This window comes from Serpentinicella sp. ANB-PHB4 (assembly GCF_031432315.1).
Lineage (GTDB): Bacteria > Bacillota > Clostridia > Peptostreptococcales > Natronincolaceae > Serpentinicella.
On sequence record NZ_JAVKGO010000013.1, the window covers coordinates 20051 to 35032 of the forward strand.

The following is a 14982-nucleotide window of genomic DNA, read 5'->3' on the forward strand; positions in this document are numbered from 1 at the left end:
TCGATATTACAGACGAAGAAGGGTGATGTAAATGGCTTTAAAATTAACAAAAGTCACTGAAGATGACCTTGAATTAATTATGAATTGGAGGATGAAACCTAGTGTTACGAAATACATGTATACCGATCCTAGACTAACAATAGAAGGTCAAAAAAACTGGTTAGAGAATATAAAAGAAAGTTGTTATATTAAATACTGGGTAATAAGAATGGACGGAGTTAGAATAGGCTTAGTTAATGTCTCGGATATTGACTTGATAAATAAGAGATGTACTTGGGCGTACTATATAGGAGATACTTCATTTAGAGGCAAAGGATTAGCGGGAATATTAGAGTGTAATATTTATGACTACGTTTTTGATGTACTAAAATTAAATAAGCTATGTTGTGAAGTATTTTCCTTTAACGATAAGGTTATTTCAATCCATCAGAGATTTGGATCAGTTATAGAAGGGACTTTAAAGCAACATATTTATAAAGATGGCAATTATTTTGATATAGTTTGTATGGGTATTACAAAAGATAGATGGTATAAAATAAAAAACACCTATAACTATGAAAAAATATTAATAGAATAGCAAAATATAAATTTAAAATTATTTGATATTAAAGAGGAATGGATATGACGCAAAAAATTATATTTAGGACTTTGGGAGGAATGAGAATAGGGTATGGACACTATTATAGGTGTATATCACTTGCTAGTGCATGTTATAAATCATTTAAAAGGATAGAGATAACGTTTATTGTTAATAAAGAACTTGAAGAATTAATAAAAGAAACTCATTTTAAATACTTTATAAAGGACATATTGGATGAAGATATAGAAGTGATACAAAAAAAAGGTCCTGATTTGTTTGTTTTTGATTCTTACCTAGGAAATGATCACTATTTAAGAAAGGTAAAGGATTTAACAAAGCTAATGATTTTTGATGATAACAATGATATTTATGACTCTACTATTCCAGATATTCTTTTAAATGGGAATATTTACGCTAATCATTTGAATTATAAATTGAATAAAAATAGTCTATATCTTTTAGGCCCAAAATATCTTGTCCTAAAAGAAGAGTATTGGGAAACTAACAAAGAAATAGAAGTATATAAAGATGGCTTATTGATAACAACTGGAGGAACGGACCTACATGAGATTTCTTATATAATTCTAAAAAATATTAATGAACTACCGATTAAAAAAAGAGTAATTATTGGCCCAAGTTATTCTTCCAGTCTTATAAAAAAAATAGAAGAATTAAATGATACATACTTAGAACTAATATATAAGCCAAAAAGCCTAAAGGATTACATTCGAACCTCAAAATTAGTAATAACTGCCTCTGGTAGTACAGTCTATGAAGTTTTGACTCAAAAAACAATGCCTTTGATATTTTCAATGGCTAAAAATCAAGAGATTGCTTACTACTACTTTGAAGCACACAAAATTCCTGTGCTTGGAAAATATCCAAATATAAATTACGATATTATACAAAACAAAATTAAAAAAATAATTAATGATAATGAGGATTTACATTGGAATAAAATATACAACTATTTTAAGAGTGATGGAGTAAAACAAGTAATAGAAGCAATACAGGAGTGTATACGTGGATGTGATTAGATTACGATTTATAATATAAAGTGAATTTTAAATTTTGATCATACAAGTAGTGAAGTAACGAAGAAAAAAATAATGTACTGCTTTTAAAAAAGCTAGTATATTTTAATTTAAAAAGGAGAGTACGATGAATATACAAGATTTTAGAATAGGGACAAAAGTTTTTGTAATTGCTGAGCTTTCTGCAAATCATGGTCACAATATAGATACTGCTAAAAAAACAATAAAAGCAGCGAAAGAGTCAGGTGCAGACGCCATTAAGATACAGACATATACACCTGATACAATAACAATCGATTGTAATAATGACTACTTTAGAGTGAGTGGAGGTACAATTTGGGACGGTAGAACTTTATATAATTTATATAGGGAAGCATATATGCCTTGGGAATGGCAAAAGGAATTAATGGATTTTGCTAAAGAACAAGGTTTGATTTCTTTTTCGACACCATTTGATAAAACAGCTGTAGATTTTTTAGAAGAATTAGACGTTCCGGCATACAAAATAGCTTCTTTTGAAATTACAGATATTCCACTAATAGAATATATTGCTCAAAAGAAAAAACCAATTATTATGTCCACCGGTATTGCTACATTAAGAGATATAGAAGATGCTTTAATGGCGTGTAAAAGAATGGGAAATGATGATGTTATTTTGCTAAAATGCACTTCGGCATACCCATCACCAATGGAAGATATAAATTTAAATGTTATTCCTAATATGAGAGAAACTTTTAATAAATTAACCGGGTTATCAGATCATACACTTGGCCATACTGTAGCATTAGGTGCTGTAGCATTAGGTGCTAAGGTGATAGAAAAACATTTTATACTAAATCGCAATGATGGTGGACCGGATGCTAAATTTTCAATGGAACCTAGTGAATTTAAAGAAATGGTAAAAAATATTAGGGATTTAGAAAAAGCTCTAGGAACAATAACTTATGAACTGACTGAAAATCAAAAAAACAGTAGAGAGCATTCGAGATCTTTGTTTGTAGTAAATGATATAAAAAAAGGAGAAAAATTTACCGAAGAAAACATAAAAAGTATTAGGCCTGGCTTCGGGTTAGAGACAAAGTATATTGACAATATTTTAGGTGAAAAGGCTAAGTGTGATATAAAGAAGGGCACACCCATGGCATGGAATTATTTGGTATAAAATAGTTAAAATTCTTAATCTTAATCTATAACTTAGTTATACCATGGAATAATAAATGGTAAAAGGAGGGAGATTATGTTAGAAGAACTATTAGAAAGCATATTGCAAAAATATGATATGCTACATTCCCCAATACAAAAAACTTTTTTAAGAAGGCTAGATGAGATTCCATCAGAACAAAAGATTGGTATTAGGGGTTCTATGCCAAGAATGACCAAAATATTAGATTATATACCTGATAAAAGTAAGATCAAAGGGCTATATGATAAAGATTTAAAATCAGTTAATCAAGAAATTGAAGGGTTCAAAATTAAGCATGCAGATTTTATTGAAAAAGATTCAGTAGATATAGCTATAATAGCACATTATAATTACAAAGAAGAAATCATGAAAGAACTAGAAGATAAAAACATAAAAGCTATAGATATATATCAAGATTTCACCAAATTGTATGGTATTGAAATTACTGATTTTACATATATAGAATATAATATAATTTTCAGACTGAAAGAACTCTATTTAAAGGAACAAAAAACTGATCAAAAGCAATATTACTTAAAAGAATTAATTAATCAATATTTACACATAAAAGACTTCAAGTATGCTATAAATTTTATAAAAGAATATATTGTACTACGCTATGATAACTACCATCTATTTGAGAGTCTTTTAGTTGAACTGAATGATTTTTTACTAACTGTAAAGAGAGAAATTGCTAAAAAATCCAAAGGACAAGATATATCGTTGTTTTTACTAGATGGATTAAAAGCAAAAGATGTATATGGTGCTGAGCATGATGGGACTAGTATTATGAAAAATCTAGCTAAGTTATCTAATGAAAATAAGCATTTTACACAAGCTTTTAGTCCCTCCACTTTTACTAGAGAAGTTATAACAGTTATATTAAATGAAAAGCATATATTATATGAAGATTCGGAATTAACCAATGTAGAGCTTAAAGATAGTATGTGGATAAGAAATCTAATAAAAAAAAGATACAAGTTATTTATAAACCTTATGAAAAATATTATTGGTCCCAATGATCATTTTCATAATGTAAAATTAAATAAACCTAAATATAAAACAGCACCGGAAACTTTTTGGGAACTTTTAATTGAACTATATAGTATAGAAGAGGATAGTTTATTTTCTTTCAACCATTTATACTGTGAAAGTCATGAACCATATTTCTGTGGAAACCATTCTTTAAAACCTTTTAATATTAATTTAACAGATATAAAAACATTAAATGACCAAGAACGAAAAAATATACTTACCCAACGAAGAGAAAGTTTAATTTATTTAGATGAACAATTAGAATATTTTTTTGATTTTTTACCGAACAATCATTCTATTATTGTATTTAGCGATCATGGAGCACCAGACTTAGATAGGAATGATTCTTCTAGATATGAATGTAAAGAGTCTAACATTCACGTTCCACTAATAGTAAAATCAGAATATTTAAATACTGAACGTGAAGATAAGTTATTTAGCACCATAGATTTAGGAAAGTTAATTTTAAATTTAGTTAACAGAAAAGATACAATTACAAGTGAAAGACATTTTGTAGAAATCCAACTTGAACCGATTTACAATAAGGATATAAAAAATAAGTTAATTAAACAAGGACAGTCAAAGTTAACTTCTGGATTTAGAGCGATCAGAGGAAAAAAAGATAAATATATTTTATGGGGAGATGGAACTGAAGAATATTATTTAATTTCTGATGAATCTAACAACTTAATAAAAAGTGAAAGTTATGAAGATAGAATAAAGTGCTTAAAAAGTAAAACTGATTTTATTTAGTCATATTATATTTATTAAAGTTACGAAGTGAGGAAAGTTATCATCTCAATCTATAGTTGGAAAGGAAGTAATATATTTATGAAAACGATCATTCTAGCAGCTGGAGAAGGAAAACGCCTTAGACCATTTACAGAAGACAAGCCTAAATGTATGGTACTATATCGTGAAAAACCCATAATTAATTATATATTAGATGCTATAGATGAAAAAAATTTACAGGATATTGGAATTGTAACTGGATATAAAGATGATGTTCTCAGAAAACATATAAAAAAAATTTATACAGAAAAAAATGTAGATTTGTATCACAATCCTAAATATCATAGTACAAATATGGTACAAACTCTATTTTGTGCTGAAAGCTATTTTGACTGTAATAAGGATTTGATAGTATCATATGCGGATATAATTTACAATCAAAATATCCTGACAGATTTAATTAAGGATGACTCAGAGATTAGTGTTGTAGTTGATAAAAACTGGAAAGAACTATGGGAAATGCGTATGGATAACCCTTTAGAGGATGCTGAAAGTATGAAGATTGACAACGAAGGCTATATCAGAGAGTTAGGAAAAAAACCAAGAGACTACTCTGACATAGATGGACAGTACATAGGATTAATAAAAATATCGAAGAGAGTTATAGAGAAAGTAAAATCTTTTTATCATAACTTAGATAAAAATCGAAATTACGATGGTAAAAACTTTAATAATATGTATATGACAACATTTATACAACTTTTAATTAATAAGGGTTTTAAAGTAAAGGCTGTTGAAGTTTATGGTGGATGGCTTGAAATTGATACCACTGATGATTTGAAAATATTAGAAGAATATTTTATATAGAGTGGGTGAGAGTATGGTAATTTGGATTACAGGTCTAGCAGGCTCTGGAAAGACAACAATAGGAAGACAAGTATATTCTAAAATTAAAGAATATCATATTAATACTGTTTATCTTGATGGAGATGTTTTTAGAGAGGTAATAGGAAGCTACGGGTACTCTTTAGAGAATAGATTAATCGTGGCAAAAAAAATTTCTAACTTGTGTAAGCAGTTAGAAAATCAGCAAATTAATGTAGTCTGTTCTACCATATCCCTATTTAATGAAATACATAAGATGAATAGAGAAAATTTCAGTGAATATTATGAAATTTTTATCGAAGTCACATTTGATGAACTATTAAAGCGTGACCAGAAAGGTTTATATACACAGGCGCTAAAAGGTGAAATAAAAAATGTTATTGGTGTTGATCTATCGTATGATATACCTAAACAACCAAACCTTATTATAAAGAATAATGAAAAGGTACACCTTCAAGGGAACATAAATAAGATACTAGATCTAATTGATTTCGATGGGAAGTGATGGAAGTGTCAAAAACGTATAATTTCAAAACAAAAGCAGAAACGTTAAAATATTTACAAAAACATGACTTGGAAGATGCAAGAGTCCTTCCTATATACATCGCTAGCAGAAAAGATTATTTCATAAATGAGAAACAACGTCTAAAAGAAATACAAGAATATTTTGATAATGAATACCTTATCATACGTTCTTCATCAAAGAGTGAAGATACGATTGAAACCTCTAGTGCTGGTAAATTTCATACAGAATTAAATGTTTACAAGAATGATATTGAGGCTTTAAGACAAGCACTTACAAAAGTATTTTTATCTTATGGCAGAGTAGAAGATGATGATGAAGTATTAATTCAACCAATGTTAAAAGATCTTAAATATTCTGGGGTTGTATTTACTGCTGATATAGATACGTTAGCACCTTATTACATTATAAATTATGATGAAGGGAAAACTAGTGATACTGTTACTAGTGGGAAAACTAATGCTTTAACAACGAATATTGTTTACAAACACAAACCTATTAGTCGAGGAAACAATTTAGTTAATAAAGTTATCAAATCATGTAAAGTGTTAGAAAAAATTTTTAATAACTCTTTTTTAGATATTGAATTTGGAGTAGATGGGAGAGAAAATATATTCATCTTTCAGGTTCGACCTATTGTTAAGTCTGGCAAGAAAGATTTATCGAATATTAACTTAGATGATCCATTAAAAAAAATGAAAAAAAAGATAAAGAAATTGTCTTCACCTCACCCAAATTTACTAGGTAGAAAAGCTATTTTTGGTGTAATGCCTGATTGGAATCCAGCTGAGATAGTAGGGTTAAGACCTAAGAAGCTTGCAATATCCTTATATAAAGAATTAATTATGGATAATATATGGGCATATCAACGAGATAACTATGGTTATAGAAATTTGCGGTCTCACCCACTTTTAATCTCTTTCTTGGGTGTTCCCTATATAGATGTGAGAGCTTCATTTAACTCATTTATACCGAAAACGTTGAATGAAAATATAGCTGAAAAATTAATGGATTTTTATCTTCATAGACTAAGTGAAATTCCTACATATCATGATAAAGTTGAATTTGAAATTGTACATTCTTGTTATTACTTAAATTTAGCAGATAAATTAGAAGATTTATTACCCTATGGATTTACTAAAAATGAAATTAAAAGAATAGAGTTTGCATTACTTGAAATGACAAATAACATCATTGATCCTAAAGATGGATTGTATAAAAAAGACCTTCAAAAAGTTAGTATATTAGAAAAGAAATATGAAAAAGTGATGAACTCTGATCTAGCTATTGTAGATAAAATCTACTGGTTAAGTGAAGATTGCAAAAGATATGGAACGCTACCTTTTGCTGGAATTGCAAGAACTGGATTTATAGCAATACAGTTTTTAGAATCGTTAATATCTATGGGTATTATGACTCGGGAAGAATATAATTCCTTTATGAACTCTTTGAACACAATTAACAAACAGATGAATGTGGATTTGTTAAGTGTATCCAAAAATAAAATGAAAAAACAAGACTTTCTAAATAAATACGGTCATATAAGACCAGGTACATATGACATTTTATCATTAAGATATGATGAGGATTTCGATAATTACTTTAATGTTGATCAGATGGAAATATCTATCGAGGAAAAATTCGAGTTTACTAATAAACAAATGAGAGAAATAGATCAGGCATTACAAGAAAATGGAGTTCAGATTAATTCAGACGAGTTAATTACATTTATTAGGGAAGCTATTGAGGGCAGGGAGTATGCAAAATATATTTTTACTAAATCTCTTAGTAGAATTATCCAACTTATTATAACCTTTGGAAATAAGTACGGATTTAACAGAGACGATTTAGCTTTTTTAGATTTTCAACGCATAAAAGAACTATATTCAACGCTAGATCACAGAGATGTAAAAGATATTTTCAAACAAGATATTAATAAGAATAAGGAGTTTTATGTATACACAGAAGCAGTGAAGTTACCCAGTGTAATTATAGAAGCAGAAGATATTTATCATTTTTCTTTGCTTTTAGAAGAGCCTAATTATATAACATTAAAGAAAGTGCGAGAAAAAATTATTTTAGAAAATAAAATAAAAAATAGCAATCTGAAAGGAAAGATAATTTTCATAGAATCAGCAGATCCTGGATATGATTTTTTATTTTCTAAAAATATAGGGGGACTAATAACACAATTTGGAGGGGCCAACTCTCATATGGCTATTCGTTGTGCTGAATTAGGAATACCTGCTGTAATAGGAGCTGGTGAAAAAAATTTTAAAACATGGTCTAGAGCGGATACACTCGAAATAGATGCTCTGAACAAACAGGTTCGGGTGATATCATGAAAAAAATATTAGTGTCACAGCGAATTATAGAAAATGAAAGCTATTATGAAGTTAGAGATGCATTAGATATAAACTGGGGACGTTTTATTAGAGAGATTGGTGCTGTGCCTATAATCCTTCCTAGTGAATATGACAGTACTAGCTTTATAAGTAATTTTGATATACAGGGAATCATACTTACTGGTGGAAATAATCTAGGATCCCTAACAAAAAAAGCAGTTGATATTAAAAGAGATACTCTTGAAAAAAATCTAATAGATTATGCTATTTACAATAAGATACCTATATTAGGTGTTTGTAGGGGGATGCAAATAATTCTTGATTCTTTTGGATATCCGCTTTATTCATTTAATAATCATGTAGCCGTACAACATGAAATAAATGTTTCAAAAAATACTAAGTATTACAATATATTAAATAGACAGGAGAAAGTTAATTCATATCATGAATATGCTATTAGTAGTCATCTATTTAATAAGATAAATTGTGATAAACATACACGTTCTAAATTACAAATTTCTGCAGTTTCAAAAGATGGTATTGTAGAAGCAGTTGAACATCCTACGAGTATGATTTATGCACAAATGTGGCATCCAGAGAGAGAAAAACCATTTAAGGAAAGTGACTTATTATTATTTAAAAATCATTTTGATTTGTAATAAAATACTAATTAGTAAAAGCAGATAACTTTTGTCGGTTTAAACTAATTAATTGTTTCAAACTAAGAAACAAAACCTGTGTACCTCCATTTAATTTTGGGTATAATTAATTATACGAAAAAATGATGGAGGTATTTTTATGAAAAGCTATAAAATTTATATCGACGGACAATGGATAGAGTCAATGAACAAAGAACAAATTACTGTAACCAATCCAGCCACAGGAGAGGTTGTTGGATATGTACCAAAAGTCGGTGAAACTGAAACGAAAAAGGCAATTGATGCAGCTAATAATGCGTTTAAAAGCTGGTCAACAACAACAGCTTCTGAAAGAGCAAATTATTTATGGAAGCTTTATCATTTGTTACTGGAGAATAAAGAGGATATAGCAAGAACTATGACAATGGAACAAGGAAAACCGTTACAAGAAGCCATTGGGGAAGTAATGTATGCTGCGGGATTTGTTCAGTGGTATGCAGAGGAAGCGAGGAGGGTTTATGGAGAAACAATTCCAGCTTCAAAAGAAAATAAAAGAATTCGAGTTTTAAAACAAGCTGTAGGGGTGGTAGCAGCTATTACTCCTTGGAATTTTCCCGCTGCCATGATTACGAGAAAGTTAGCACCTGCATTAGCAGCTGGATGTACCATGGTAATTAAACCAGCGTCTCAAACACCAATTACAGCAATAAAGATAATGGATCTGTGTGAAAAGGCAGGATTCCCAAAAGGCGTTGTTAACTTAGTTACTGGAAATGCAAATGAAATTGGTAAAACAATTATGTCTGATTTTAGAGTTCGCAAGCTCACTTTCACAGGATCAACGGAGGTAGGTAAGATATTAATGGGCCAAGCGGGAGAAACAGTAAAACGTATTTCTTTAGAGCTTGGTGGACATGCCCCATTCATTGCCTTTGAGGATGCGGATTTAGATAAAGCGGTTACCGGTGCATTAGCATCAAAGCTAAGAAATTGTGGTCAGGTTTGTGTAGCTTCGAATCGTTTTTATATACAAGAGAGTATTGTTGATAAATTTATAGAAAAGATAAAAAGTAAGCTAGCAGATTATCGTGTTGGTAATGGTTTGGAAGAAGGGGTTAATCTAGGACCATTGATTGACGAAAGTGTATACAATAAAGTAGAAAAACACATTGAAGATGCAGTGAATAAGGGAGCAAAAATTGAGTTTGGGGGAAAGGGATCCAAAGCTGAAGGAAATACCCCAGGACACTTTTTACAGCCTACCCTGTTATCAAATGTTACAGAAGATATGCTAATTATGAAGGAAGAAACCTTTGGTCCAGTTATCCCAGTGTTGTCTTTCAAATCAGAGGAAGAAGTGATTGAAAGGGCAAACAATACCAATTATGGATTGGCAGCATACTTCTATACAGAATCTTTAGCCAGATCTATTCGAGTATCTGAAGCTTTAGATTACGGAATTGTCGGTGTAAATGATGGATCGCCTTCTACACCAGAAGCTCCTTTTGGTGGTTTTAAAGAAAGTGGATTAGGTCGAGAAGGTGGACACCATGGGATAGAAGGGTTTCTTGAGACAAAATATGTTTCTGTTCAGATATAGTTATACGAGATAAAAACCGAGATCCTTCACTATGTTCAGGATGACAAAATTATCACAAAATGTTTTAAAAATGCATAATTTCTTTAGTCTGACCAATGTAAGAAATTAATTATTTTTAACTAAGCGACTGACACAAAACTTATTTTTGGTCATCTGCTTAAGATCCTTCACTATGTTCAGGATGAGAAAATGCATAAAAGTATTATTATAAAGTTAAAGCTGTTGTCTTTATATTTAAGTAAAGATAACAGCTTTTTTATGCATAAATAGAAATATTTTTGTAAATATGTTGAATATATACTATAATAAATGAGTAAACATTCAAAGACGTGCATATTTATATAGAAACTTTAGGTTACCTTCGAATGAATTCGAAGCTACAGGATAAACAATGATTACGTCAAAAAAAGTAACAAACTTTATAAAAAGTTAGATAATTAAAACTAGGTTATTAAGAAAAATTTTATATTACTCAATGAAACCTTCGAATAAATTCGAAGCTACAAGGATAATCAAAGATTACGTAAAAAAGTAGAGGCGAATTCATTCGCCGGTTAAGACTGTCAAATAACAAAAGGAGATTAGTCATGTCTCTGAAACATTATTATGAAGAAAATTGTTATTACTTTATTACTACTATAACTGAAAACAGAGAATCAATTTTTAAAGATCCCATTATATGTGACTTGTTAATTCACATACTTACTCAATACAAATTACAGTGTCCATTTAATTTAAAAGCATTTGTTGTTATGCCAGATCATATACATCTACTTCTACAACCAACTGGAAAAGAAAATATCTCAGAAATAATGAAGAAAGTTAAAGGGAGTTTTTCAAGATATTATAATAGATTACAGAAAAGAACAGGTAGTGTTTTTCAAAAAGGATTTTATGATATGGCGATAAGAAATGATAATCAACTATTGGAAGTAATGGAATACATACATCATAATCCTTGTAAAAAAGGGATTGATTTAGTGCCAGAAGATTATACATACTCAAGTTATAACTTTTATTTTAATGCTGATAGAAAGTTTGAGTTGCTTATGATGGAAAGCTTCGAATGAATTCGAAGCTACAGGATATTCAAGGATTACGTCAAAAAAGTAGAGGCGAATTCATTCGCCACAACAACAATATATTATGAGATACAATCATAAAAGTTTTATAGGAGGGAAAAAGATGAGTCAAAAAAATGAACAATGGGGCAGTCGTTGGGGCTTTATTATGGCGGCTGTTGGTATGGCAATTGGTACCGGAAACATATGGCGTTTCCCGAGGGTAGCTGCACAAAATGGTGGTGGACCTTTTATTATTGCTTGGACAATTGCATTATTTGTATGGGCAATACCATTACTAATGGGTGAGATGGTAATGGGTAGAAAAACTGGTTTAGGTACAATTGGTGCTTTTAGAGACTTTGCTGGTAAGAAATATACTTGGATGGGAACTTGGGTAGCTGTAGTCTGTTTAGGAATTATGTTTTATTATTCCGTAGTAATGGGCTGGTGTATTAAATACTTTACTTTAGCTATATCAGGGACGTTTAAGCCAGGTATGGATACGGTGGCAACAGAGGCAATTTGGGACACTTTCACAACAACACCGAGTCAAACAATTTTATTCCATTTTATTGCGATGATTATTGCAGGCCTCATTATATATCGTGGTGTTACGAAGGGAATAGAAAAAGCATCCAAAATTATGATTCCGACATTATTTATACTATTAGTTTTAGCAGCAATTAGAGCCATTACTTTACCTGGTGCTGCCCAAGGATTAGAATATTTATTCAATCCTGATTTGAGCATGTTAACAGATCATAACATTTGGATTCAAGCCTTTACTCAGGCTGCTTGGTCTACAGGAGCCGGGTGGGGATTTATTATCACCTATGCTGTTTATACAAAGCAAAAAGAGGATATTGGTGGAAACTGTTTAATTATGGGTTTTGGGGATCACTTAGGTGCATTAGTTGCTGGGATGACAGTTTTACCAGCAATATTTGCCTTGTCTTCAACACAGCAGTTTGCTGAAGAAGCCATGGCGCAAGGAAATACTGGTATTACATTTGTTTATTTATCTCAATTATTTACGGAGATGCCTTTGGGTAATTTAATTGCAGCAATATTCTTTGGTGCAATGGCCTTAGCTGCACTTTCCTCTTTACTACCAATGATTGAAGTAGGCGTAAGAAACCTAATGGACATGGGCATTGAAAGAAAAAAAGCCACAATTTACATTGCTGTTGCAGGATTTATATTAGGTGTACCATCAGCCTATAGTCTACACTTTATGGATAATCAAGATTGGGTATGGAGTATTGGATTACTAGTTAGTGGATTGTTTGTTGCCTTTGCACTAATTAAGTTTGGATTAGAAAAGGTAAGAAAAGAAGTAATCAACCTTGAAGGTGCTGATTTCAAGATTGGAAAATGGTGGTCAGTATTTGTAGGTTTATTCCCTGTGTTCTTTGTTGTGATCACTGGTTGGTGGTTATATCAGTCAACAACCTGGTACCCAGACACATGGTGGCATCCGTTTGAGAAAGAAAGTTTTGGAACAGTAATATTTCAATTTACAATTGTAATAGCCGCAGCTCTTGCACTGAACAATTGGTTAGCTAACAAGGTAGGAAAAGGACGAGATATTACAAAGGGTATAACTAAAGTCAAATAATTTAAAATATAATGATTTACTAGGAGGGGTTAAATGTCAGGAGCATCTATAGCGATGATGGTTGTAACTCTAGGGTTTTATGGCATAGGATTTCTTTATTTAATCAATAAAGCCTTTAATATAAAAAAGAAATAAAAATAGGGAACATGGTTTTTAGCCATGTTTCCTATTTTTATTTAGTATAGTTTATAATGTACTGAAGGATAAAGTCATCATAAGCACCAATAAGTTTCTTAATCACAGGTAGTGTAGGAGATTGAAATGTGAAATCATCGACTGAAGAGATGGGTAGTATTTTTGGTGAAGTACCGGTTAAAAAAAGCCCATCTACTTCTTTAAGAAAATGCCGATGAATAGATTGTTCAACAACATGGATGTCTAATTGATTACATAGCTGAAGTATTCGTTCTCTTGTAATTCCCATCAGTACGTTTTCTGAGGGTGGAGTATAAAGGGTACTACCTTTTACAAAAAAGAGATTAGAACGGCTACCTTCTGTTATTTCTTCATGGCTATTTACCAACAGTGCTTCATAAGCTTCTAACTGTTTTAATTTTTTATTGATCTTTTCCCTAAAATTTAGCTGTATCATTTTTGCATTCGGATTTTCTCGCTCTGCCTGATATAAGATGCTATGTACCCCTTGATCATACAAATTTTTTGTTGGATATCTGCTTTCTAACAAAAATAGATATACTTGTGGGTTGCAGTCTAAATTATTTACTAAGATTTTAAAATTTTGACTGACTACATGATTCATTTCAATAAGCCTATGAATATCCTGCAGCAGTTGGTGGAGATCTATGTGCACACTAGCATTTATAAGACTTAAAGATTTTTCTAAACGCTTAAGGTGTTCTTCAACAAATAATGGAACAGAATCAATCACACGGATTACTTCGTAAACTTGTTTTTGATTTGAAGATTCCCCTAGGTTTGGTTGAAAACCCTGTATAGGTTGACTATTTAAAATATAGTAATGATTTTTCAATATATAGTACCTCCTTTTACAATGCACGAGTATGAATCATTATATAATGTTATTTTAAATGAGGAAATTGCATAATTAAATTTAGTTGAATAAATATAAAAAATATACCTTCCCTGCTTCGAATTTGTCGACTTGTTTGTTCACTATAAATTCAATGTTACAAGTCAACAAATGAGGCGCGACCTCAGGTAACATTTTTAAAATTTATTCTATGAAAACTTTCAATAATGGGATTATGCAATTTCCTCAAATATCAGTTTGCTTATTATTATTCCATTTTATCAAATAAGTCATATAAAAAAACATTCTTTTTACCTTTATTTCAATTAAAAAACTAAACTTTATATTTAATTCTGCCGATAAAATAGTAAAGAAGAATGTATATTTAGGAGGGATCCGCATGAGAGTTGAAGGCCATACCAGTCAAGTGTATGCTACAAATTCAGCGACAGGGCAAGGACGCCGTGAAGTTGAAACAAAAATATCAGAGATGAATCAGGTAGAAAACACAAGAAAAGAAAGAGAAATTAGTGAAGAAGAGCTGACAAAAGCCATTGAAAAGGCGAATAAGGGATTTGAGCCCTTTGGACGTCAGTTTGAGAGAGCTGTACATGAGGATACGAATCGAGTTATGGTGAAAGTCATTGACGCTTCTACTGAAGAAGTGATAAGAGAAATCCCACCTGAAAAGGTTTTAGATATGGTGGCGTATATGTTAGAATTTGCAGGGATATTAGTGGACGAACGTATATAG

At 30.8% G+C, this 14982-nt stretch carries 13 protein-coding genes; 12 read left to right on the forward strand and 1 reads right to left on the reverse strand.

The window, feature by feature from the left end; all coding sequences use genetic code 11:
- The first annotated feature begins 31 nt into the window (after positions 1 to 31).
- From pseH to RH915_RS09810, 11 genes are all read left to right on the forward strand, one after another.
- Positions 32 to 577 carry a UDP-4-amino-4,6-dideoxy-N-acetyl-beta-L-altrosamine N-acetyltransferase gene (pseH, locus tag RH915_RS09760; RefSeq protein ID WP_310479710.1) on the forward strand — a complete coding sequence of 182 codons (546 nt, stop codon included), beginning with the start codon at positions 32 to 34 and terminating at the stop codon, positions 575 to 577.
- A gap of 44 nt (positions 578 to 621) precedes the next feature.
- On the forward strand, positions 622 to 1617 hold the full coding sequence (locus RH915_RS09765) for a hypothetical protein (RefSeq protein ID WP_310479712.1): 996 nt from the start codon (positions 622 to 624) through the stop codon (positions 1615 to 1617).
- Between the two features lie 124 nt (positions 1618 to 1741).
- On the forward strand, positions 1742 to 2776 hold the full coding sequence (gene pseI / locus RH915_RS09770) for a pseudaminic acid synthase (RefSeq protein ID WP_310479714.1): 1035 nt from the start codon (positions 1742 to 1744) through the stop codon (positions 2774 to 2776).
- A 75-nt stretch (positions 2777 to 2851) separates the two neighbouring features.
- On the forward strand, positions 2852 to 4585 hold the full coding sequence (locus tag RH915_RS09775) for a sulfatase-like hydrolase/transferase (RefSeq protein WP_310479716.1): 1734 nt from the start codon (positions 2852 to 2854) through the stop codon (positions 4583 to 4585).
- 78 nt (positions 4586 to 4663) lie between these two features.
- Positions 4664 to 5431: a phosphocholine cytidylyltransferase family protein gene (locus tag RH915_RS09780; RefSeq protein ID WP_310479719.1), complete on the forward strand. Its 768-nt coding sequence runs from the start codon at positions 4664 to 4666 to the stop codon at positions 5429 to 5431.
- A gap of 13 nt (positions 5432 to 5444) precedes the next feature.
- Complete coding sequence (locus tag RH915_RS09785) at positions 5445 to 5954, forward strand: adenylyl-sulfate kinase (RefSeq protein ID WP_310479720.1); 510 nt, start codon at positions 5445 to 5447, stop codon at positions 5952 to 5954.
- Between the two features lie 5 nt (positions 5955 to 5959).
- The gene (locus tag RH915_RS09790) at positions 5960 to 8317 is read left to right on the forward strand and encodes a PEP-utilizing enzyme (protein WP_310479722.1); all 2358 of its coding nucleotides are present in this window, start codon (positions 5960 to 5962) and stop codon (positions 8315 to 8317) included.
- Entirely contained in the window at positions 8314 to 8976 is a 663-nt protein-coding gene (locus tag RH915_RS09795) for a gamma-glutamyl-gamma-aminobutyrate hydrolase family protein (RefSeq protein WP_310479724.1), read from the forward strand. The genes RH915_RS09790 and RH915_RS09795 overlap by 4 nt, the downstream gene beginning before the upstream one ends.
- 139 nt (positions 8977 to 9115) lie before the next feature.
- Positions 9116 to 10555, forward strand: coding sequence for an NAD-dependent succinate-semialdehyde dehydrogenase (locus RH915_RS09800; protein WP_310479726.1), 1440 nt, complete (start codon positions 9116 to 9118; stop codon positions 10553 to 10555).
- A 587-nt stretch (positions 10556 to 11142) separates the two neighbouring features.
- Complete coding sequence (locus tag RH915_RS09805) at positions 11143 to 11625, forward strand: REP-associated tyrosine transposase (protein WP_310479727.1); 483 nt, start codon at positions 11143 to 11145, stop codon at positions 11623 to 11625.
- Between the two features lie 115 nt (positions 11626 to 11740).
- Positions 11741 to 13237, forward strand: a complete 1497-nt coding sequence (locus tag RH915_RS09810; protein WP_310479729.1) for a sodium-dependent transporter — start codon at positions 11741 to 11743, stop codon at positions 13235 to 13237.
- Positions 13238 to 13409: 172 nt separating this feature from the next.
- Here the strand turns inward: RH915_RS09810 and RH915_RS09815 are convergent, their stop codons facing one another.
- Complete coding sequence (locus RH915_RS09815; protein ID WP_310479730.1) at positions 13410 to 14228, reverse strand: aminotransferase class IV; 819 nt, start codon at positions 14226 to 14228, stop codon at positions 13410 to 13412.
- 400 nt (positions 14229 to 14628) lie between these two features.
- Here RH915_RS09815 and RH915_RS09820 point away from each other — a divergent pair, with 400 nt between their 5' ends.
- Positions 14629 to 14982: a flagellar protein FlaG gene (locus RH915_RS09820; RefSeq protein ID WP_310479733.1), complete on the forward strand. Its 354-nt coding sequence runs from the start codon at positions 14629 to 14631 to the stop codon at positions 14980 to 14982.

Bases quoted from the DNA above. Each gene is read 5' to 3' on its own strand.
- pseH (WP_310479710.1), top strand. From the start codon at position 32: ATGGCTTTAAAATTAACAAAAGTCACTGAAGATGACCTTGAATTAATT.
- RH915_RS09765 (WP_310479712.1), top strand. From the start codon at position 622: ATGACGCAAAAAATTATATTTAGGACTTTGGGAGGAATGAGAATAGGG.
- pseI (WP_310479714.1), top strand. From the start codon at position 1,742: ATGAATATACAAGATTTTAGAATAGGGACAAAAGTTTTTGTAATTGCT.
- RH915_RS09775 (WP_310479716.1), top strand. From the start codon at position 2,852: ATGTTAGAAGAACTATTAGAAAGCATATTGCAAAAATATGATATGCTA.
- RH915_RS09780 (WP_310479719.1), top strand. From the start codon at position 4,664: ATGAAAACGATCATTCTAGCAGCTGGAGAAGGAAAACGCCTTAGACCA.
- RH915_RS09785 (WP_310479720.1), top strand. From the start codon at position 5,445: ATGGTAATTTGGATTACAGGTCTAGCAGGCTCTGGAAAGACAACAATA.
- RH915_RS09795 (WP_310479724.1), top strand. From the start codon at position 8,314: ATGAAAAAAATATTAGTGTCACAGCGAATTATAGAAAATGAAAGCTAT.
- RH915_RS09800 (WP_310479726.1), top strand. From the start codon at position 9,116: ATGAAAAGCTATAAAATTTATATCGACGGACAATGGATAGAGTCAATG.
- RH915_RS09805 (WP_310479727.1), top strand. From the start codon at position 11,143: ATGTCTCTGAAACATTATTATGAAGAAAATTGTTATTACTTTATTACT.
- RH915_RS09810 (WP_310479729.1), top strand. From the start codon at position 11,741: ATGAGTCAAAAAAATGAACAATGGGGCAGTCGTTGGGGCTTTATTATG.
- RH915_RS09820 (WP_310479733.1), top strand. From the start codon at position 14,629: ATGAGAGTTGAAGGCCATACCAGTCAAGTGTATGCTACAAATTCAGCG.